The 19,929-nt window shown below is 64.6% G+C and carries 18 protein-coding genes and 1 tRNA gene; 8 read left to right on the plus strand and 11 right to left on the minus strand.

What is annotated here, in order from left to right; all coding sequences use genetic code 11:
• Positions 1-142 precede the first annotated feature (142 nt).
• Together BJ122_RS09645 and aroC are read left to right on the plus strand one after the other, a co-directional pair.
• Positions 143-748 (plus strand): histidine phosphatase family protein, encoded by a 606-nt coding sequence (locus BJ122_RS09645; protein WP_110780842.1) that lies wholly within the window; start codon positions 143-145, stop codon positions 746-748.
• A 132-nt stretch (positions 749-880) separates the two neighbouring features.
• On the plus strand, positions 881-1,966 hold the full coding sequence (aroC, locus tag BJ122_RS09650) for a chorismate synthase (protein ID WP_110780843.1): 1,086 nt from the start codon (positions 881-883) through the stop codon (positions 1,964-1,966).
• Between the two features lie 141 nt (positions 1,967-2,107).
• Here the strand turns inward: aroC and clpS are convergent, their stop codons facing one another.
• Positions 2,108-2,413: an ATP-dependent Clp protease adapter ClpS gene (clpS, locus tag BJ122_RS09655; RefSeq protein ID WP_027279415.1), complete on the minus strand. Its 306-nt coding sequence runs from the start codon at positions 2,411-2,413 to the stop codon at positions 2,108-2,110.
• 224 nt (positions 2,414-2,637) lie between these two features.
• Here clpS and BJ122_RS09660 point away from each other — a divergent pair, with 224 nt between their 5' ends.
• A complete protein-coding gene (locus tag BJ122_RS09660; RefSeq protein WP_110780844.1) occupies positions 2,638-3,489 on the plus strand; it encodes a DUF1194 domain-containing protein in 852 nt (283 codons plus the stop codon).
• An 11-nt stretch (positions 3,490-3,500) separates the two neighbouring features.
• Here the strand turns inward: BJ122_RS09660 and BJ122_RS09665 are convergent, their stop codons facing one another.
• From BJ122_RS09665 to BJ122_RS09700, 8 genes are all read right to left on the minus strand, one after another.
• Positions 3,501-4,736, minus strand: a complete 1,236-nt coding sequence (locus BJ122_RS09665) for a class I SAM-dependent RNA methyltransferase (RefSeq protein WP_110780845.1) — start codon at positions 4,734-4,736, stop codon at positions 3,501-3,503.
• Between the two features lie 44 nt (positions 4,737-4,780).
• Positions 4,781-6,193 (minus strand): MATE family efflux transporter, encoded by a 1,413-nt coding sequence (locus tag BJ122_RS09670; protein WP_110780846.1) that lies wholly within the window; start codon positions 6,191-6,193, stop codon positions 4,781-4,783.
• Between the two features lie 95 nt (positions 6,194-6,288).
• Complete coding sequence (locus BJ122_RS09675) at positions 6,289-7,050, minus strand: TlyA family RNA methyltransferase (protein WP_110780847.1); 762 nt, start codon at positions 7,048-7,050, stop codon at positions 6,289-6,291.
• Entirely contained in the window at positions 7,047-7,601 is a 555-nt protein-coding gene (locus BJ122_RS09680) for a nucleoside 2-deoxyribosyltransferase (RefSeq protein WP_110780953.1), read from the minus strand. Before BJ122_RS09680 ends, BJ122_RS09675 begins: the two co-directional genes overlap by 4 nt.
• A 72-nt stretch (positions 7,602-7,673) precedes the next feature.
• Positions 7,674-9,599: a 1-deoxy-D-xylulose-5-phosphate synthase gene (gene dxs, locus BJ122_RS09685; RefSeq protein WP_110780848.1), complete on the minus strand. Its 1,926-nt coding sequence runs from the start codon at positions 9,597-9,599 to the stop codon at positions 7,674-7,676.
• Between the two features lie 448 nt (positions 9,600-10,047).
• A complete protein-coding gene (locus tag BJ122_RS09690; RefSeq protein WP_110780849.1) occupies positions 10,048-10,293 on the minus strand; it encodes an exodeoxyribonuclease VII small subunit in 246 nt (81 codons plus the stop codon).
• A 90-nt stretch (positions 10,294-10,383) separates the two neighbouring features.
• Positions 10,384-11,313 (minus strand): histone deacetylase family protein, encoded by a 930-nt coding sequence (locus tag BJ122_RS09695; protein ID WP_110780850.1) that lies wholly within the window; start codon positions 11,311-11,313, stop codon positions 10,384-10,386.
• A 95-nt stretch (positions 11,314-11,408) separates the two neighbouring features.
• Positions 11,409-13,094 carry a bifunctional metallophosphatase/5'-nucleotidase gene (locus BJ122_RS09700; protein ID WP_110780851.1) on the minus strand — a complete coding sequence of 562 codons (1,686 nt, stop codon included), beginning with the start codon at positions 13,092-13,094 and terminating at the stop codon, positions 11,409-11,411.
• Between the two features lie 167 nt (positions 13,095-13,261).
• Between BJ122_RS09700 and BJ122_RS09705 the strand changes: the two genes are divergently transcribed.
• Positions 13,262-13,720: a hypothetical protein gene (locus BJ122_RS09705; protein WP_347337805.1), complete on the plus strand. Its 459-nt coding sequence runs from the start codon at positions 13,262-13,264 to the stop codon at positions 13,718-13,720.
• Between the two features lie 81 nt (positions 13,721-13,801).
• On the opposite strand, the gene BJ122_RS09710 is transcribed toward BJ122_RS09705, so the two are convergent.
• Both BJ122_RS09710 and BJ122_RS09715 read right to left on the minus strand, forming a co-directional pair.
• Positions 13,802-14,563 (minus strand): crotonase/enoyl-CoA hydratase family protein, encoded by a 762-nt coding sequence (locus tag BJ122_RS09710; RefSeq protein ID WP_110780853.1) that lies wholly within the window; start codon positions 14,561-14,563, stop codon positions 13,802-13,804.
• Positions 14,564-14,622: 59 nt separating this feature from the next.
• A complete protein-coding gene (locus BJ122_RS09715; protein WP_110780854.1) occupies positions 14,623-16,404 on the minus strand; it encodes an acyl-CoA dehydrogenase family protein in 1,782 nt (593 codons plus the stop codon).
• Positions 16,405-16,601: 197 nt separating this feature from the next.
• Between BJ122_RS09715 and BJ122_RS09720 the strand changes: the two genes are divergently transcribed.
• From BJ122_RS09720 to BJ122_RS09735, 4 genes are all read left to right on the plus strand, one after another.
• Positions 16,602-16,676: transfer RNA gene (locus tag BJ122_RS09720), tRNA-Gln, on the plus strand.
• A gap of 178 nt (positions 16,677-16,854) precedes the next feature.
• Positions 16,855-18,246, plus strand: a complete 1,392-nt coding sequence (locus BJ122_RS09725; protein WP_146227177.1) for a hypothetical protein — start codon at positions 16,855-16,857, stop codon at positions 18,244-18,246.
• 66 nt (positions 18,247-18,312) lie between these two features.
• A complete protein-coding gene (locus BJ122_RS09730; RefSeq protein ID WP_110780856.1) occupies positions 18,313-18,612 on the plus strand; it encodes an antibiotic biosynthesis monooxygenase in 300 nt (99 codons plus the stop codon).
• Complete coding sequence (locus BJ122_RS09735) at positions 18,612-19,796, plus strand: iron-containing alcohol dehydrogenase (protein ID WP_110780857.1); 1,185 nt, start codon at positions 18,612-18,614, stop codon at positions 19,794-19,796. Before BJ122_RS09730 ends, BJ122_RS09735 begins: the two co-directional genes overlap by 1 nt.
• Positions 19,797-19,929: the final 133 nt, after the last annotated feature.

The following is a 19,929-nucleotide window of genomic DNA, read 5'->3' on the forward strand; positions in this document are numbered from 1 at the left end:
CGAAACGGCATGGAACGCCTCCCCAAAAAGAGCCATTCCAGCCATTGTGATGTGTCCGCTATGTCCCTGAACACCCGTCAGGGATGTCCCCGGGCCAAACACTGGTCCCGGGCATCACCATTTTAGAGCAAGCTGACTGGCCATGCCCACGATCTATTACATCCGCCACGGCGAGACCGATTGGAACGCTACCGGGCGCTTTCAGGGCACCCAGGATATTCCCCTCAATGACAAAGGCCGCCAGCAGGCGGTCGCCGCCGGCCAGTTGCTCGGCGAACTGCTGAAGCAGGAGCAGCGCGATCCGGCGTCGCTGGCCTATGTCGCGAGCCCGCTCGGCCGCGCCCGCCTCACCATGGAATTGCTGCGCCGCGAGCTGAAACTCGATGCCGCCGATTATGCGGTCGATGACCGCTTGCGCGAGATCACCTATGGCGCCTGGGAGGGTTTTACGCTCAAGGAGATGGAGCGCTCCGATCCGGCAATCTTTGCAGCGCGCCACCTTGACCGCTGGAACGTGGCGCCGCTGCGCGGCGAAAGCTATGCCGACCGGCTGCCGTTCATCCAGGATTGGCTCCGCTCGCTGCGCACCGATACTGTGGCGGTCGGCCATGTCGGCACCGCGCGCACCTTGATGGTGGCGCTCGGGCTGAAAACCCCGGCCGAGGCGCTGGAAGGCCCGATTCTGCAGGGCGCGGTCTACGAGTTCAAGGACGGCGGCCTGACGATCTTCCGCGGCGAGGGCGTCTAACCCCCTCTGGCCGCAAGGGGTGGGCGAGACCGCCGCGCGCTGTTTGACCCTGCTTTTGCCGCGCGGTACGAGAGCCAATAGCGAATAAACTGTAATTGTCGCTGCTGGTTCTCTCACAGGTTGGGCTGCTCCATGTCGTTCAATACCTTCGGCCATATGTTCAGGGTCACGACCTTCGGCGAGAGCCATGGCGTGGCGATTGGCTGCGTGGTCGATGGCTGCCCGCCGCTGATCCCGCTGACCGAGGCCGACATTCAGGGCGATCTCGATCGCCGCCGCCCCGGGCAATCGCGCTTCACCACCCAGCGCCAGGAGGCGGATCAGGTCAAAATCCTGTCCGGGGTGATGGCGCATCCGCAGAGCGGCGCCCAGGTCACCACCGGCACGCCGATCGCGCTGATGATCGAAAACACCGATCAGCGCTCCAAGGACTATTCCGACATCAAGGACAAGTACCGGCCCGGCCACGCCGATTTCACCTATGAGGCCAAATACGGCATCCGCGACTATCGCGGCGGTGGCCGTTCCTCGGCGCGCGAGACCGCGAGCCGGGTTGCCGCTGGCGCGGTGGCCCGCAAGGTGATCCCAGGCGTGACGGTGCGCGCCGCGCTGGTGCAGATGGGGCCGCACAAGATCGACCGCGGCAATTGGGACTGGGCCGAAATCGGCAACAATCCGTTCTTCTGCCCGGACAAGGACAAGGCCGCGTTCTTCGCCGACTATCTCGACGATATCCGCAAGGAAGGCTCGTCGATCGGCGCGGTGATCGAAGTGGTCGCCGAGGGCGTACCGGCCGGGCTCGGCGCGCCGATCTATGGCAAGCTCGATAGCGATATCGCCGCGGCGCTGATGAGCATCAACGCGGTCAAGGGCGTCGAGATCGGCGACGGCTTTGCCACCGCCGAATTGACCGGCGAACAGAACGCTGATGAGATGCGCGCCAGCAATCAGGGGCCGCTGTTTTTGTCGAACCATGCCGGCGGCATTTTGGGCGGGATTTCCACCGGACAGCCGATCGTGGCGCGGTTTGCGGTCAAGCCGACCTCGTCGATCCTGACGCCGCGCAAGACCATCGACCGCAGCGGCACGGACACTGAGATTCTGACCAAGGGCCGGCACGACCCCTGCGTCGGCATTCGTGCGGTGCCGGTCGCCGAAGCCATGATCGCCTGCGTGCTGGCTGATCACTGGCTGCGCCACCGCGGTCAGGTCGGTTAGTCAGTCTTGCGTGATACCAACGTTCTTCAAGGGTGACCCGTCATGCCCGCGCTTGTCGCGGGCATCCACGTCTTGAGGGACCTGCAACATGAAAGACGTAGATGGCCGGGACGAACCCGGCCATGACGCGTGTTCGGGTCACTATTCCTCCGGCTCGGTGGTGAAGCGTAGCGGATAGCCCTTGGCGCGGCCGGCGTCGCTGGCGCGGGTCGCCTTGGTTTCCGCGATGTCGCGGCTGAACACTGCGACCACGCATACGCCGCGCTGATGCGCGGTCAGCATCACCTTGGTGGCCTGATCCTCGCTCATGCGGAACTCGGCCTTGAGCACCTGCACCACGAATTCGCGCGGCGTGTAGTCGTCATTGATCAGGATGACTTTGTGCAGCCGTGGCCGCTCGATCTGCGGCTTGGCGGTGCGGGCACGCTTGACGATGACAGGGCTCATGCAATGGTCCCTCATGGATCGACGAAGCGGCGCGATTGTTACGCGCTCCGGCGCGATCAGCAACAGCGCGGTGAGCACTGATCGTCGCTGCAGCGCACAGTATCGCGCCGTTTAACTGCATTGTGATCGGGAACCGGCGTTGATCCATACTGCGGCTGAAATTTCCGTGTCAGCATCGCGTCGATCAGCGCGCGTTGCGCGCGCGACGACGACGGGAGAGCCGCATGAACTGCTGGTCCTCGTTTGCCGCCGTGCTGCTGACCAGCGCAGCGGCGCTGCTGAGCGCGGATGCCGCGCCCACCCCCAGCACCGTGTCGCCGATCAACTCCGCCGGCGCCCGCGACCCCAACACCGTCGATGTCGAATTGGTGCTGGCGGTCGATATTTCCTACTCGATGGATATCGATGAACTGGCGCTGCAGCGCGAGGGATATGCGCAGGCGCTACAATCATCTGAGTTCCTGCAGGCGCTGAAAAGCGGCCCGACCGGCCGGATCGCCATCACGTACTTTGAATGGGCAGCGTCCAGCGACCAGAAGGTGGTGGTGCCGTGGCAGGTGATCGATGGGCCGGAATCGGCCGATGCGGTCGCCGCCGTGATCCTCAATACGCCGATCCGCCGCGCGTCGCGCACCTCGATTTCCGGGGCGATCAGTTTTGCGGTGCCGCTGCTGCAGGACAATTCCTATCACGGCCTGCGGCGCGTGATCGATATTTCCGGCGATGGACCCAACAACAATGGCGCGCCGGTCACCAGTGCGCGCGACGCCGCGCTGCAGCTTGGCATCGTCATCAACGGGCTGCCGATCATGGTCAAGGAGCCGTCCTACTCGACCATGGATATCAATGACCTCGATGTCTACTACGAGGATTGCGTGATCGGCGGCCCCGGCTCATTTGCGATTGCGATCAAGCATCGCGACAGGTTTAAGGACGCGATCCGTTCCAAGCTGGTGATGGAAGTCGCGGGGCTGAGCCCTGAACGCCTGGTGCAGCCGGTCGCCGAGACCAGGCGCGAGCCACGGGTGTCGTGCCTGGTCGGCGAAAAGATCTGGGACGATCGCTGGGGCAAATGAGGGGCAGCGGTTCAGCGCCGGAACCGCGCCACCAGTTCGACATGCGGGGTGTGGCGGAACTGATCGACCGGGGTCACCTGATCGATGGTGTAGCCGCCATCCAGCAGAATCCGGGCGTCGCGCGCGAAGGTCGCGACATTGCATGACACCGCCACGATCAGCGGCACCTTGCTTTTGGCAAGCTGCTGACACTGCGCCTGTGCGCCCTGGCGCGGCGGATCGAACACCACCGCGTCGATGTCCTGCAATTCCTGCGGCACCAAGGGGCGGCGGAACAGGTCGCGGGTGTCGATCGTCATCGGTTTGAGGCCGGGCGCGCCCGTCGCCTTTTTCAACGCGGCGATCGCGCCGGCCTCGCTGTCATAGGCCCGGACCCGGGCCTTGCCGGCCAGCCGCAGCGCAAACGGCCCGACGCCGCAGAACAGATCGGCGATGGTTTTGGCCTTGGCGCAGCGTTCGCTGACCAACGCGGCCAGCGTTTCCTCGCCGGCGCGGGTCGCCTGCAGAAAGCTGCCGGGCGGCAGCGCCACCGGAATATTGCCGATCCGGATGGTCGGCGGCGTGCGCATCAGCACCATTTCGCCATGCCGGGTCAGCCGCGCCAACTTGTGCTGTTCGGCGAGTTTGGACAGCAGCGTGATATGGCGCGGCAGCAGCGGCCCCGAGCCGCGGATATCGACGTCGAGCCCTTCCCCGGCGGCGGTGACCTGGATGTCGAGCGGCTTGCCTTCGCTGATCAGCGGCTCGGCCAGTGCCCAGGCGGCGTCGAGCGCGCCGTCCAGCGCCGGATCGAGGATCGGGCAGCGGTCGATCGGCACGATGTCGTGCTGCCCGGCCGCGGCGAACCCGACCTTGACCACCTCATGGGTGCCCTGGCGGGCATGCACGGTGATGCGGCGCCGGCCGGCGCCATGGGCGTCGATCAAGGGTGCCACCTCGCAGGCGATCCCGGCCTGCTGCAGCGTTTCCACCACGATGTCGCGCTTCCAGGCCTGGTAGCGATCGGCCTGCCAATGCTGAATGGCGCAGCCGCCGCACACGCCAAAATGCCGGCACAGCGGTTCGATGCGCTCGCTGCTCGGTTGCTGGACGCTGACCAGGCGGCGGCGGTCGGGATGGCCCGGCACCGGTGCGCCCTCGACGGTCTCGCCGCCGAGGGTAAACGGAACGTAAATCACGGCGCCATTGCGGATGGCGACGCCATCACCGCGGTGGCCGACATGGTCGATGACGAGAGCTTCGGTCATGCCGTTGCGATAGCCTGCGGCCGCTGGGGCGTAAAGCGAACCGCTCAGCGCCGCGCCGAAATCGTCAGCGCATCGCGGCTGAGCAGATGGAAACGCCACACCAAGAGCACCGCATAGACGGTGAGACCGACCGCCAGCCCGATCCAGACACCGGAAGGGCCGAGCCCGCCCGGGAAGCCGAGCAGATACGAGCACGGAAAGCCGATCCCCCAAAAACCGAGCGCGGCGAACAGCAGCGGAATGCGGGTGTCGTTGCGGCCGCGCAGCGCGCCATTGGCCACCACCTGCATGCCATCGGCCATGAAGAAGCTGGCGCCGACCACCAGCAGCGCGGCGGTGATCTGCGCGGTTTCGTTGGCCGCGCCGGTGTCGCCCAGGAACAGCACCGGGATCTGGTGCCGGGTCAGCGCCACCAGCAGCGTCATCGCCGCCATGAACAATAGGCCGAGCCAGATCGCGGTGAAACCGGCGCGCCGTGCCGACAGCTGGTCGTCGCGGCCGATCGCATGGCCGACCCGCACCGTGGCCGACAGCGAAATGCCAAGCGGCACCATGAACATCACCGCGGCGATCTGCAGCGCGATCTGGTGCGCAGCGAGCGCACTGGTGCTGATCTGGCCCATCAGCAGCGCCGCGGCGGCGAACATGCCGTATTCGAGCAGCGACGAGCCGGAGATCGGCAGGCCGAGCGCCAGCAGCCGGCGCATCAGCAGCCAGTCCGGGCGCCACAATTCCTGCAGCACCGCATATTTGCGAAACGGCCGGCAGGTCGCGGAGATCACCGCCGCCGCGATGCACATCGCCACCGCCACCAAAGTGGTGGCGAGGCCGGCACCGAAAATACCAAGCTGCGGCAGGCCGAACGCGCCGTGGATCAGCGCATAGGCCAGCACGGCGTTGGTCGGAATCGCGGCGAGCGTGATCCATAGCGCCGGTCCCGGCGCGTTGACCGCGCCCATGAAGCCGCGGAATGCGATGAAGACCCAGGACGGCACCAGCGACCAGGCCAGCCCCTCAAGATAGCGGCCAGCCAGCTGCGACGAGGCCGGGTCCTGGCCGAGCGCCAGCAGCAGCTCATCGCTGTAGAGCTGCAGCACGGTCAGCGGCAGGCCGAGCATGATCGACGCCCACAGCCCGACCCGCAGCGCGGCACGCACGCGGCGCGGCGCGCGCGCCCCAAAGGCCTGCGCGCCCAGCGGCGTCACCGCCGACACCAGGCCGATGCCCATGGTGAAGGTCGCGAACAGCACGATATGCGCCAGCGCCGCAGCTGCGACCGCGGTTTCGCCGAGCCGGCCGATCAGCGCGAGGTCAGTGGTCATCATCGCGACCTGGCCAAGCTGGGTCAGGGCCATCGGCACCGCCAGCGTAAAGGTCTCGGCAATTTCCGTGCGCCACGCAGACAATTTCGCCGACGCGCGAGCGTCGGCGGCAAGACTAAAAGCAGGGGATGTCATCGCGGTACCATAAAGGCGAGTCGCGGCGACAGCATGACCAAATCTGCGGGCATGATGGCACAGCGCGGGCTGGCTCTGCTCGCCGCCCAGCGAGGCTACGGGCCTTGGTAGCGGGCGCCGAGAAAGAACTCGCGGTTGCCGTCGCCGCCTTCGATCGATGAGGGGAAAATCGTGATGTCGCGGCAGCCGAGCGCGGCGGCGAAGCTTTCGATCTTGGCACAGACCGCGTCATGGACGTTGCCGTCCTTGATGATGCCGCGCTTGTTGTGGCCGCCATGAACTTCAAATTGCGGCTTGATCAGCACCAGCAGCGACGCCGGCCGGGCGGCGAGCGCCAGCGCCGGCGGGAGCACCTGTTCCAGCGAGATGAAGCTGGCGTCGATCACCACCACCTCGGGCGCGCTCGGCAGCGAACCCGCCGCGAGCGCGCGAATGTCAGTGCCTTCCATCGATACGATGTTGGGATGGCCGCGCAGCGAGGGGTGCAACTGATCGTGTCCGACATCGACCGCCAATACCTGCAGGGCACCGTGGCGCAGCAGCACGTCAGTAAAGCCGCCGGTGGAAGCGCCGACGTCGAGACAGACCCGGCCGGCGATCTCGATCGGATAGTGCTTGAGCGCGCCTTGCAGTTTGACGCCGCCGCGCGACACATAAGGGTGCGCCGGCTCGGCTGCGATCACCGCATCCGCGGCGATCGGCTCCGATGGCTTGGCGATCTTCTTGCCGTCGGCGAACACCAGGCCGGCCGCGATCGCCGCCTGCGCGCGGGCGCGGCTTTCAAACACGCCGCGTTCCACCAAGGTGACATCGGCGCGTTTGCGTGGCGCGGGCGTTGGCTGGGTCGGCGTGGTCATCGCGCTGCCCAGCGCGAGACGGCGAGTTCGATGCAGCGCTCAAAGGCTGTGAGATCGTGCCACAGATCATCGGGCGCCTGCGCCGGCGTCACCAGCGCGCAGCCATAGAGATCGAGCGCGTGCATCATCATCAGATTGTCGGCGAGGCCGAAATCCTCGACCAGATGACCATTGGCATCGTGCAGCGCGCCGCCTTGCTGCTGCACCGCGCCGCGCGCCGCGACGCGCTGCGGGTAGGGCGCCGGATCGTTGGAATAGCCGAGGCACAGCTTGCCGCGCCCGGCCATGAAGCCGAGTTCGTACACCGTGCCGGCGTCGGCGCTCGGGCCGCGAAACGGCGTCAGATTGGCGATGATGGCGTCGGCTGCGATCATCATCGCCTGATTGGCGCGGAAGATTTTTAGCGAGGCCGCTTCGCTGTCGGCGCTTAGTTCATTGTCGAGCGGATAGAGCCCGGTGCAGCCATGCCGGGCGCATAGCTCGGCCTTGTGCCGGCCGATCTCGCGCGCATCGGGCAAAAACACGTCGGGGCCGGCGAGATAGATCTTCATGACGTCCACAAACAAAACGGCGGCGACGCGAATGTCGCGCCGCCGCCGTGATTTCGCAACAGCGATGCTGGATCAGGCCAGCTTGCCGACTTCGCCCTGGTGCTCCTTGCCGAGCGCCTCGAACACCTTCTTGACGATGCCCTTGGCGTCGAGCCCGGCGCGCGCATAGAGCGCGTTCGGCGAGTCGTGGTCCATGAATTCGTCGGGCAGCACCATCGAGCGGGCGCGCACTTCGCCGTCGAGCATGCCGTTGTCCGACAGGCACTGCATGACATGGCTGCCGAAACCGCCGATCGAGCCTTCCTCGATGGTGATCAGCACTTCATGCTCGCGGGCCAGCTTCAGCACCAGCTCGACATCGAGCGGCTTCAGGAAGCGCGCGTCGGCGACGGTGGTGGACAGGCCGAGCGTGGCCAGCTCATCGGCGGCCTTCTCGCATTCGGCGAGGCGGGTGCCGAACGACAGCAGCGCCACCTTGTTGCCCTGACGGACAATGCGGCCCTTGCCAATTTCCAGCGGGGTGCCGACTTCCGGCATCTCGACGCCGCGGCCTTCGCCGCGCGGATAGCGCACCGCGCTCGGCCGATCGTTGATCGCGACCTGGGTCGCGACCATGTTGACCAGCTCGGCTTCGTCGGAAGCGGCCATGATCACCATGTTGGGCAGACAGCCGAGATAGGCGTTGTCGAACGCGCCAGCGTGGGTCGCGCCGTCGGCGCCGACCAGACCGGCGCGGTCGATCGCAAAGCGCACCGGCAAGCTCTGCAGCGCCACATCGTGCACCACCTGGTCATAGCCGCGCTGCAGGAAGGTCGAATAGATCGCGCAGAACGGCTTGAACCCTTCGGCGGCCAGACCGGCGGCGAAAGTCACCGCGTGCTGCTCGGCAATGCCGACGTCAAAAGTGCGCTTCGGGAACACCTTCTCGAACAGATCGATGCCGGTGCCGGACGGCATGGCGGCGGTGATGCCGACGATCTTGTCGTCCTTCTCGGCTTCCTTGACCAGGCTCTGGCCGAACACGTTCTGATAGGACGGGGCGTTGGACTTTGCCTTGGCCTGGGTGCCGGTGGCGACGTCGAACTTCACCACGGCATGGTACCGGTCGGACGCGGCTTCCGCCGGGGCATAGCCCTTGCCCTTCTGGGTGACCACATGGACCAGGAACGGGCCGGTGTCGGCGTCGCGCACGTTCTCAAGGATCGGCAGCAGGTGGTCGAGATTGTGACCATCGACCGGGCCGACATAATAGAAGCCCAGTTCCTCGAACAGCGTGCCGCCGCCCATCATGAAGCCGCGGGAATATTCCTCGGCGCGGGCGGCGCGGTCGGCGATCAGCTTCGGCAGGTGCTTGCCGATCTGCTTGCCGGCTTCGCGCAGCGAACGATAGGTCTTGCCGGAGTACAGCCGCGACAGATAGGCCGACATTGCGCCCACCGGCGGCGCGATCGACATATTGTTGTCGTTGAGAATGACGATAAGGCGAGAGTTCATCGCGCCGGCGTTGTTCATGGCCTCATAGGCCATGCCGGCGGAAATCGAGCCGTCGCCGATCACGGCGATAACGTTGTTTTTGCCTTTGGCGAGGTCGCGGGCCACCGCCATGCCCAGGCCCGCCGAAATCGAGGTCGAGGAATGGCCGGTGCCGAACGGGTCGTATTCGCTCTCGGCGCGCTTGACGAAGCCGGACAGACCGCCGGCCATGCGCAGCGTGCGAATGCGGTCGCGGCGCCCGGTGAGGATCTTGTGCGGGTAGGCCTGATGGCCGACATCCCAGATCAGGCGATCGCGCGGGGTGTCGAACACGTAATGGAGCGCCGTGGTCAGTTCGACCACGCCGAGACCTGCGCCGAAATGGCCCCCAGTTACCGAGACGGCGTCGATCATCTCCGTGCGCAGTTCATCAGCGACCTGCCGAAGCTGGTCGACCCGCATTTTGCGCAGATCGTCGGGCGTACGGATGGTGTCGAGAAGCGGCGTTTTACTGAAGTCGGTCACGGTGATGTCCAGTCTCGCTATTGGGGGATTTCTGTCCCCGGTGACGAACGGTCTCGATCAGGTTCTGCTCGGAAAGACACAAGCACCGTGCGCTGTTCTGGCCTGGCTGACTTTCGACAAGCTGAAAAACCCGCCCGAGGCCGAGAATGTGTTTTCGGTCGTAACTGTGAACAAAATCACTTCTTGCAGCGCAACGTAGCAGCAAATTTCCGATGCGCGCCGTCGCCGAACCCGCGAGCGTTTCGCGCATAAGTCCGTACCATTACACAAGGATGGCGCCAAAGCCAACGGGCAACGGCTCGCCAGTTGGTCGGTGGAACCATAGTTCCATGAGACGTTTGGCGAGTCCGCGGCAACCGGACGCAGGAATTGCATCCCAATTAGTAGCGAGTTCAGGAATAAATGGGCGGTGGCGCCCGACCCGCACGGCGCGCGGCGCAGCGGTGCTCTATTCCATATCGAGCGGTGCGGTGCCGGTCGGCTGGCCTTGGGCGTCGGTGGTAATTTTGTCTACGCGCGCCTCGGCGGCGCGCAGCAATTCTTCGCAGCGCCGCTTCAAGGCTTCGCCGCGCTCATAGATCGTCACCGACTCTTCCAGCGGCACCTTGCCGTCCTCGAGCCGCCGCACGATCGACTCGAGCTCCTCGATCGCGCGCTCAAAGCTCAGCGTCTTGACGTCGTCAGTGTCAGCCATCGTTCGATTCCGGGATAAGGTTCGTTTCCGGGACAAGATTACGCACACGGCGGCGGCGCGCCGTGGTGCGGGTGGCGAGGCAACTGACGATCACGAACCCATCAGGGCCAGAACGTGAGCATTCACCGATTCCCTCAAGCCCTGCAGGTCATATCCGCCTTCGAGCACCGAGACAATGCGGCCGCCGGCACAGCCATCGGCGACCTCCATCAGCTTGCGGGTCACCCAGGCGAAGTCTTCGGTCTGTAGATTGAGGCTGGCCAGCGGATCGCGGCAATGGGCGTCAAAACCGGCCGAGATCACGATCAATTCCGGCGCGAACTGGCGCAGCCGCGGCAAAATCAGGTCATCGAAAGCCGAGCGGAATTTCTCGGTGCCGTCTTCCGATTGCAGCGGCGCGTTGACGATGGTGTCGTGCTCGCCGCGCTCGCTCGCGGACCCGGTGCCGGGAAACAGCGGCATCTGATGGGTCGAGCAATACATCACCGTGGGGTCGGCCCAGAAAATCTCCTGGGTGCCATTGCCGTGATGCACGTCGAAATCGACCACCGCGGCGCGGGCGATGCCGTATTTGCGCTGCGCATAGCGCGCCGCGATCGCGGCATTGCCGAAGAAGCAAAACCCCATCGGCTTGCCGATCTCGGCGTGATGACCGGGGGGACGGGTGGCGACGAACGCGTTGTTGACCTGCCCGGTCATCACCGCGTCGGTAGCGGTCACTGCGCCGCCGACGCTGCGCAGCGCGGCTTCCCAGGTGCCCGGCGACATTGAGGTGTCGCTATCGACAAACACCAAACCGTTCTGCGGCGCCATCTGACGCAGCTCGACGATGTGGTGATCAGTATGGCAGAGCGCGATCACATCGAGATCGCCTTCCGGCGCTTCCGCACGCTGCAATGCAGCAAAACGCGGCTCAGCAAGACCCTGATTAACGGCACGCAGCCGATCGGCCCGTTCCGGATGCCCGTAGGGCGTGTCGTGCTCCATACAGGCGGAATGCGATAGATACAGCGTGGCCATCAATGGTTACCTGCCGCGGCGGGTGCGCAATGCGCTATGATCAATGTAATTGGGAAAACGGCCTTCCGAAAGGGGAGCTAGACGTAAGTCTGTCGTCAGTCGATCCGGTGGATGCGCTGCGGTGCAGGTGGCGACAGCGGGCTGTTGGCGCGAAAATATGCATCGAGCGCGTCGACGTCGTAGCTGCCGACATGCGGATCGGTGCCTTCCTTGAACACGGTGAAGCCGTCGCCGCCCTCGGCCAGGAAGCTGTTGATGGTGACGCGATAGCTCTTGTCGGGATCGATCGGCTGATCACCGAGCCGCATGGTATCGGGCGCGATCCGCTGGCCCAGCGGCGCGCTCGCGGTCCACGCATAGCTGAAGCCGCGCGACACCTGCAGCACGCGCGGCCGCGCCGGGTCGGCCCATTGCTGCTCGAGTGCGCGCTTGATCTGCGCGCCGGTGAGCGTCACCGTTACCAGCTGATTGCGGAATGGCTGGCTGGCGAACACGTCGCCATAGCTGACCGGGCGATCGCTCTGTAGCATGATGCTGTTGCGGATGCCGCCCGGATTAGTGAAGGCCAGTTCGGCGCCGCCTTGCGCCGCGTTGCTGCTGGCGGCAAGCTGCGCGTCAGCAATAATGCTGCCGAGCGTGCTTTCGCCGGCGTCGTTCGGCTCGCGCAGCAGTGATGCGGTGATGGTGCCGGCGCGGCGTGCGGCGCGCGGCCCGGCGATCCGGCTATAAGTCTCGATCAGCTGTGTCTGCGCCGCATCCTTGGCGTAGTCAGCAGTGCTGACGATGATGTTCTCGGCCTTCGCGCTCACCACGTCGCGGCTCTGTGGATCGAGCTGCAGATCGATCGCGGTGACCAGCGTGCCGTATTTCTCACCGCTGGTGACCAGTCGGCCGTCGATCCGGCAGACATAGGACTGATGCGTGTGGCCGCTGATCACCAGATCGACGGCGCGGTCGAGTTTTTGCACGATCTCGACGATCGGGCCGGAAATGTTCGGGCACTCATTGCGGCCGCCGGCGGGAAAGCCGCCCTCGTGAATCAGCACCACGATCGCTTCCACGCCGCGCGCCTTCAGCTCCGGCACCAGCCGGTTCACGGTCTCGGTTTCGTCGCGGAATTCCAGCCCGGCGACGCCAGAGGGCGACACCATTTTCGGCGTGGCCTTCAATGTCAGGCCGATAAAGGCGACCGGGACGCCGCCAAATTCGCGAATTTCATACGGCGGCAAAATCGGCTTGCCGGTGCTGGTGTCGATGGTGGAGGCCGCGAGGTATTTGAAGCTAGCGCCGGCAAAGGGCTGCGGGCCGTTGCAGCCGTCAACCGGATGGCAGCCGCCATTCTGCATGCGCATCAATTCGGTGCGGCCTTCATCGAATTCGTGATTGCCGACCGCGCTCAGCGCTAGCCCCATCAATGACAGCGCCTCGATGGTCGGCTCGTCGTGAAACATCGCCGACAAAAACGGGCTGGCGCCGATCAGATCGCCGGCTGCGACAAAGATCGCGTGCGGCCGAGCGCCGCGGAGCTGCTTCACCGCGGTCGCCAGATGTTCGGCGCCGCCGGCGGCAATGGTGATGCTCTTGTCGTGATCGGCCGGATCACGCAGCGTCAGCCCGCCCGGCGGCGGCTGCAAATAGCCGTGAAAATCGTTGATGGCGAGGATGCGCAGGTCAATCGCCGCGGAATCGGCGTGCGCGGGCTGCGCGTGCGCCAGCGACAAGGTGTTGGCGAGCAGCGCGGCGCTGAGCCATGCGACGAAATTTCGTCCGTTGCGGATCATATCCGTTTCAATCCAGCTATCTTGCGTCCCGCGATGGTATCGCGGACCATCCTGCACTAACCTGAGGCCGCGCCGCAGGCAGCGGGGTGTCGTTCGATTTGTCCGGTTTCGCAAACCAGCATTGGTTGTGGACCGGCGGCGAAGGGAGCGTTGCAGGATTCCACATGATGTATCGATGGATCGTTACTGGTTTGGTCGCACTCGCCGGCTCGGCGTCGATCGCGTTGGCCGAGCAGCCCGAAATTCCTCTGATGAACGACAATGGCCCGCGCCTTGCCGATCTGATGGAGCGCGCGCAGACCCGTCATGCCAAACTGTGGTTCGCGGGCAAGGCCGGCAACTGGCATCTCGCCGCTTACGAGATCAAGCAGATTCAATCCCGTCTCGAAGATGCCGCGACGCTGTATCCCGGCCTGCCGGTTACCGATCTCACCACCATGGCCGGTCCGTTGCGGGCGCTGGCGGAGGCGGTCAAAGCCAAGGACGGCAAGCGCTTTGAAGTCACGTTCGATGATGTGACGCGCGCCTGCAATGCCTGTCACGACGCCAGCAGTCGCGGCTTCATCACCATCAAACGGCCGACCGCGCCGCCGTTCAGCAACCAGGTGTTCGAGTACAAGAAGTAAGCGCAGCGGCGCGCGGCGATCGGCCGCGTGCCACGCTGATCGATGGCGCTGCGGTTCTGATGGGCTCAGAACCGCACGCGGTTAGCCGCGCTTGCGCGAGAAGAACTGCGTGAACGCCGCCATCGCTTCCTTGGAGCGCATGCGCTCGCTGAACAACTGGCCTTCCTCGTCAATGCGGCGGGTGATCTCATCCGGCGCCGGCCGCAGCAGGCTGCGCGAGATTGCCACCGCTTCGGCGGGCAGCGCGCAGATTTCTGCCGCAACCTTGCGCGTCGCTTGCTCGAGCTGATCGGGCGCCACCACCTCGTTGACAAAGCCGGCGGTGCGCGCCGCCTCGGCGTCGATCGAACGGCCCATCACCAGCGTTTCGAAGGCACGATGGTGGCCGAGCGAATGCGGCATCAGCAGGCTGGAGGCGCCTTCCGGCACCAGGCCGAGCTTGACGAACGGCGTCGAGAACGAGGCGTTGCTCGACGCCAGCACGTAGTCGCAGTGGAACAGCATGGTGGTGCCGATGCCGATCGCCAGTCCGTCGACGGCGGCGACCAGCGGCTTGGTGTTGTTGGCCAGCGCGTACAAAAACTGGGTCGCGGTGGTCTCGCGCGGCATGCTGCCCTGGGCAATGCCGGCCTTCATGAAGTCTTCCAGATCATTGCCCGCGGTGAAGATGCCGTTCGAGCCGGTGATCACCAGGCAACGGATCGAGCTGTCTTCCTGAGCGGCGTCGATCGCGTCGCTCATCATGCGGTACATGCCCTGGGTCAGCGCGTTCTTCTTCTCAGGACGTTGCAGCGTGATGAACCGCGTCGCGTCCTGATCCGTGACGGTGAGGTGGCCTGGCATCGGTCTTCCTCCTAAAGAACGGCATTGCGCCGGGTGTTGAAGGCGTTGGTCGGGGTCGATCAAGCCAAGAGCACCGCGTCGGCGCCGGTGACGGCGTCGGCGCCCTCGGTCACGGTCCGTTCGAGCGCGGTGGCCTGCACGGTGACGTTTTCGGCGAAGAACCGCGCCAGCGTCACATAACGCTGCGCATCGCCGATGCCCTCCATCGTGCGCGCCGCCAGCGCTTCGCTGGCCAGCATGCAGCCGCCGAGCGCCGAGCCGAACAGCCGCAGATAGGGCGTGGCGCCGGCCAGCGCGTCATTGGGCTGGTTCGGCAGCCGCTGCAGCAGCCAGTTCGAGGCGCGCTCCAGCGCGGCCAGGCCCTCGCGCAGCTTGGCCGCGGTCGAGCCGAATGCCGGATCGTTCGAGGCTTCGACCTCATCGACGATCGCCGTCAATTCGCCGATCAGCGCCCACACCGCTTCGCCGCCATTGGGCGCCAGCTTGCGGGTCACGAGGTCGATCGCCTGAATGCCGTTGGTGCCCTCATAGATCGGGGTGATGCGGGCATCGCGCAGATGCTGGGCGGCGCCGGTTTCTTCGATGAAGCCCATGCCGCCATGGATCTGCACGCCGAGCGAGGCGACCTCGTTGCCGATGTCAGTCGAAAACGCCTTGGCGATCGGGGTCAGCAGCGCGGCGCGGGTCGCGGCCGCGGCCTTCACCGCCGGATCGGAGGCGCGGAACGACACGTCGAGCGCCACCGCGGTGGCGTAGCTGATGGTGCGCGCCGCGGCGGTCATAGCGCGCATCTGCAGCAGCATGCGCTTGACGTCCGGATGCACAATGATCGGATCGGACTTGCTCGGCTTCTCGCCGACCGCGCGGCCCTGCTTGCGTTCCTGGGCGAAGGCCAGCGCCTGCTGATAGGCACGGTCGGCAAGGCCGACGCCCTCCAGCCCGACGCACAGCCGCGCCTGGTTCATCATCGTGAACATGCACTGCATGCCGCGATTTTCTTCGCCGATCAGATAGCCGATCGCGCCGCCATTATCGCCCATGGTCATGGTGCAGGTCGGGGCGGCGTGCATGCCAAGCTTGTGCTCGATGCCCGAGCAATAGATGTCGTTGCGGGCGCCGAGCGAGCCGTCGGCGTTGACCAGGAATTTCGGGATCAGGAACAGCGAGATGCCCTTGGTGCCGGCCGGGGCATCGGGCAGCCGCGCGAGCACGAAATGCACGATGTTATCGGTCATGTCGTGTTCGCCATAGGTGATGAAGATCTTGGTGCCGAACACCCGGTAGCTGCCGTCATCGGCACGTTCGGCGCGGGCGCGCAGCGCGCCGACGTCGGAACCGGCCTGCGGCTCGGTGAGCTGCATGGTGCCGGTCCATTCGCCGGAGATCAGCTTTTCCAGATAGATGTTCTTCAGTTCCTCGCTGCCATGGGCGTCGAGCGCCTCGATCGCCGACAGCGTCAGCAGCGGGCACAGGCCGAACGCGACGTTCGAGGCCGCCCAGATCTCGGTGCAAACCGCGTTCAGCGCCAGCGGCAGGCCCTGGCCGCCATAGGCCTCGGCGCCCGACACCGCGTTCCAGCCGGCGGCGATCCAGCGCTGATAGGCGTCGGGCCAGCCGGGCGAGGTGGTGACCTTGCCGTCCTTAAGCTTGATGCCGTTGCTGTCGCCGACCCGGTTCAGCGGCGCCAGCACTTCCGAGGCGAAGCGGCCGGCTTCTTCCAATACCGCTGCGGTGATCTCGCTGTCATAATTGCCATAATGGCCGGCCGCCACCGCGGCATTCAGCCCGGCGCCATGGTTCAGGGCCAGCAGCATGTCGTTAATCGGGGCGCGGTAGGTCATGGCGTTGTCTCGCTCACTTGGGAAATTGCTGGGCGCCGTCATCCCACGAAACCGCACGGCTCTCAACTGGCAGGCGTAACGATCGGTAGGGGATGGCCAGCGGAAGTGGTTGAAATCGCCGGGCACAGTCGATAGACCGGCAGCGCTTCGCGGGATTCCGCGCCGGCCAATGCGGCCGCGCGGCCTGCAGCTGGTATTGGGGCGTAGCCAAGCGGTAAGGCAGGGGATTTTGATTCCCCCATGCGGAGGTTCGATCCCTCCCGCCCCAGCCAGGTTTTTCAAGGCAGTTCTCGTAGGGAGAAATTGGGGAATTCGCCTTTCGTACAAAATCGCCAGAAATTTGTAGCCAGAAAGTTGTTAGCGCGATAGTTGCGTAGCGCGGCCATTTCACCGTGTGTTTTTCAGTTGCATCTATGATGTCTGGTCATATTTGCGTTGAGGAAGAAGTTAATGTTTTCTCAGAACCTAATGCGCGCAGACATGCGCGGCTTCTGGGTTGGCGTCGCTCTGACTGCTCCGTTCCTTCTCAATCCCTTGCCAGGTTTTCTGGCGGCGACCCCGGCCCTTATTCCTTTGTTGGTCCACTTGGCGATCCACCGTTTCAGCATCCGTCAGCTGCTGCGGTTTGATTGGCTGCTGGCGCTCATTTATCTGAACGTCGTCTTGGTGTTGGCAGGCTTACTGTTTTCCGGATCACCTTTTGCAAAAGACACTGTCACACGAGTCATTGTCGCACTCGGATGTGTTGGTATTTATCTCGTGGTGCCTCCAGACCGTTACGCTCAAGCAAGACTGATTCAGGGCTTTTTCGCAGCGCTCTGTTCCGCGGGGGCTATATTTGCGCTGGCCGGACTGGTGAAGTATTGGCTGCAACTAAATGGATTTGTCTTTGAATCTTTGGTTGGCGTCTGCTCCGATATGTACCCGCAAGGCACGACGTTCTGCGGAGATTATAATATCTACGGCTACTTCATGGCCGCCGCGGCGTTTGGTTTTGTTGCTCTGTTGCTTAGGACGGATCTTGTTCGATGGCAAATTGTCGTGTTTTCATTCGGGCTGGCCGCCTGTTTTGTTAGCGGCGTCTTTGCCGGATCCCGTCGCTACTATTTCGTTGCGGCGCTCATCCCCACCATGTGGTTGGCTGCAACAATCGTTAACAAGCAATGGAAGACTACTGTCCTTCGCGCTTCTCTCGTTTTTGTATTTTCTCTCCTGCTTCTATTGCCATTCGCAATCAATAAACTGGAGCCTGCGACCGCCGGCGTGCAAGTGATTGAGCTGAGTGCTCCGTTGGCGTCGCGTTCTTCTGCAGAGCTCGGCTTGAACTCCGACAATCTGAAAGCTCGCGAGGTCACGCCCGAGGCCATGAGTACCACCATGACGCAAGACAAAGCTTATGGCTTTGATACCCGACAGGAGCGGTGGAAACTCGGATGGCAGATGATTCAGCAAGATGGCTACTTGCTGGGTCGTGGTTTCTCCTATCATAAGGAGTTTTCCTGCCGGTTTGTGAACTGCGAATTCATCGATTATCCGCACGCCCCTCTGATTTCTCACTGGATCGCCTTCGGTTTGGCGGGATTCCTTCTTGCGTTAGGTCTTTTTGCTTCGATTGCGGTTCTGATCATCCAAGCCGGCCGAACGGGTATTGAGACGGGGGCTTCCTTCCTCGCGATATCCGCGATGCCCTACGCTTTGATCTCGGGAGATACAGTTTTCTCTCTGTCGCCTGCCATCGTGGCTTTCCTGGTTCTGCTCGCGGCACGCGAAATCAACCGTGATCGTGTCAAACAGGCGATTCCGCCGGTCCTGGTTCCAGCGAAAGAAGCATCGGCTGCTTGATTGCAGTTGCCGATTGGCACCTGCGGCGAACCGCAATATGCAAAGGGATCCGCTCGGGAGCCCCCTATGCACGTCACGCTGGTTCATGTCGTCGTCAAGCCGGAGGCGGTGGAGGCATTCATCGCCGCCACCCGCGCCAATCATGAAGCCTCGGTGCAGGAGCCCGGCAACCTTCGGTTCGACGTGCTGCAGCAGCCGGACGATCCGACCCGGTTTGTGCTCTATGAAGCCTATGTCAGCGCAGAGGCCGCGGCCGCCCATAAGCAGACCGCGCATTATGCGCGCTGGCGCGACACCGTGGCGGAGATGATGGCCGAGCCGCGCCGCGGCGTGCCGATGCACGGCCTGTTGCCGAGCGCCTCGTGATGACGGCGTTTTCGGTCGGCCGGCTGCCGCGCGTCGAATTCGGCGCCGGCGCCATCCGCAAGCTGCCGGAACTGGCGGCGAGCTATGGTCCGCGCGTGCTGCTGGTCACCGGGGCGCGCTCGTTTGACAACTCGTCCTATGGACCGGCGCTGCTGCAGGCGCTGCACGCCAAGGGCTGCAGCACCGAGGTCGTCAAGGTGCAGGGCGAGCCGTCGCCGGAACTGGTCGATGATGCGGTGCGCGCCCATCATCAGGACAACATCTCGGTGGTGATCGGCCTTGGCGGCGGCAGCGCGATCGACGCGGCCAAGGCGATCGCCGGTCTGTTGATCTCCGGCCAGTCTGTGCTCGATCATCTCGAAGGCGTTGGCCCGGAGCTGCCCTATCGCGGCCCGGCCGTGCCGTTCATTGCCGTGCCGACCACCGCCGGCACCGGCGCGGAGGCCACCAAGAACGCCGTGCTGTCGCGGCAAGGTTTTGATGGTTTCAAGAAATCGTTCCGCGACGACGAGCTGGTCGCGCAGCTCGCGCTGGTCGATCCCGATCTGATGGCCGGCTGCTCGCCGGCGCTGATCGCCGCCAATGGCATGGATGCGCTGACCCAGCTGATCGAGTCATATGTCTCGACCAAGAGCAGCCCATTCAGCGCGGCGCTGGCGCGTTCCGGGCTGGAAGCCGCGCGCGGCGGCTTGCTGGCCTGGCATCAGGACGGCGCGGCGGCGTCGGCGGCGCGCGAGCAGATGGCCTATGCCGCGCTGCTATCGGGCATCTGTTTGGCGCAGACCGGGCTCGGCTCGGTGCACGGGCTGGCTTCGCCGCTCGGCGCGTTTTTCCCGATTCCGCATGGCACGGTGTGCGGCACTCTGCTGGCGGCCGCAACCGAGGTCAACATCGCCGCGATGGCGCAGCGCGACCCGCAGAGTATGGGCCTTACGCGCTATGCCGAGGTCGGCCGGTTGCTGACCGGCGCGCACGGCCGCGACGATGCCGAAGACCGCGCCGCGCTGCTACGCCTGTTGCAGCGCTGGACCGAGCAGCTGGCGATGCCGAGTCTGTCGGCGCTCGGCGTCAGTGCCGCTGATATCGGCCGCATCGTGGCCGGCAGCCGCGGTTCCAGCATGAAAACCAACCCGATCGCGCTTGGCGACGACGAGATCGCTAGCATTTTGAGCGCGCGCCTTTAAGCCAAAGCACGGCCGGCGCTGCCGCTTGCGGCGCCGGGCCGAAGCCGCTTAACCTTGCCGTCCAGCGTGGTCAGCCTTGGGCCAACGCTGCCCTGATCGCTGCCCAATTCGGCGGCGCTGTCATCAGGCGCGA

The sequence above is a fragment of the Rhodopseudomonas faecalis genome, from assembly GCF_003217325.1.
GTDB lineage: Bacteria > Pseudomonadota > Alphaproteobacteria > Rhizobiales > Xanthobacteraceae > Rhodopseudomonas > Rhodopseudomonas faecalis.

Excerpts from the sequence above, each read along its gene's own strand:
- BJ122_RS09645 (WP_110780842.1), top strand. The coding sequence starts at position 143 with ATGCCCACGATCTATTACATCCGCCACGGCGAGACCGATTGGAACGCT.
- aroC (WP_110780843.1), top strand. The coding sequence starts at position 881 with ATGTCGTTCAATACCTTCGGCCATATGTTCAGGGTCACGACCTTCGGC.
- clpS (WP_027279415.1), bottom strand. The coding sequence starts at position 2,413 with ATGAGCCCTGTCATCGTCAAGCGTGCCCGCACCGCCAAGCCGCAGATC.
- BJ122_RS09660 (WP_110780844.1), top strand. The coding sequence starts at position 2,638 with ATGAACTGCTGGTCCTCGTTTGCCGCCGTGCTGCTGACCAGCGCAGCG.
- BJ122_RS09665 (WP_110780845.1), bottom strand. The coding sequence starts at position 4,736 with ATGACCGAAGCTCTCGTCATCGACCATGTCGGCCACCGCGGTGATGGC.
- BJ122_RS09670 (WP_110780846.1), bottom strand. The coding sequence starts at position 6,193 with ATGACATCCCCTGCTTTTAGTCTTGCCGCCGACGCTCGCGCGTCGGCG.
- BJ122_RS09675 (WP_110780847.1), bottom strand. The coding sequence starts at position 7,050 with ATGACCACGCCGACCCAGCCAACGCCCGCGCCACGCAAACGCGCCGAT.
- BJ122_RS09680 (WP_110780953.1), bottom strand. The coding sequence starts at position 7,601 with ATGAAGATCTATCTCGCCGGCCCCGACGTGTTTTTGCCCGATGCGCGC.
- BJ122_RS09690 (WP_110780849.1), bottom strand. The coding sequence starts at position 10,293 with ATGGCTGACACTGACGACGTCAAGACGCTGAGCTTTGAGCGCGCGATC.
- BJ122_RS09695 (WP_110780850.1), bottom strand. The coding sequence starts at position 11,313 with ATGGCCACGCTGTATCTATCGCATTCCGCCTGTATGGAGCACGACACG.
- BJ122_RS09700 (WP_110780851.1), bottom strand. The coding sequence starts at position 13,094 with ATGATCCGCAACGGACGAAATTTCGTCGCATGGCTCAGCGCCGCGCTG.
- BJ122_RS09705 (WP_347337805.1), top strand. The coding sequence starts at position 13,262 with ATGTATCGATGGATCGTTACTGGTTTGGTCGCACTCGCCGGCTCGGCG.
- BJ122_RS09710 (WP_110780853.1), bottom strand. The coding sequence starts at position 14,563 with ATGCCAGGCCACCTCACCGTCACGGATCAGGACGCGACGCGGTTCATC.
- BJ122_RS09715 (WP_110780854.1), bottom strand. The coding sequence starts at position 16,404 with ATGACCTACCGCGCCCCGATTAACGACATGCTGCTGGCCCTGAACCAT.
- BJ122_RS09725 (WP_146227177.1), top strand. The coding sequence starts at position 16,855 with ATGTTTTCTCAGAACCTAATGCGCGCAGACATGCGCGGCTTCTGGGTT.
- BJ122_RS09730 (WP_110780856.1), top strand. The coding sequence starts at position 18,313 with ATGCACGTCACGCTGGTTCATGTCGTCGTCAAGCCGGAGGCGGTGGAG.
- BJ122_RS09735 (WP_110780857.1), top strand. The coding sequence starts at position 18,612 with ATGACGGCGTTTTCGGTCGGCCGGCTGCCGCGCGTCGAATTCGGCGCC.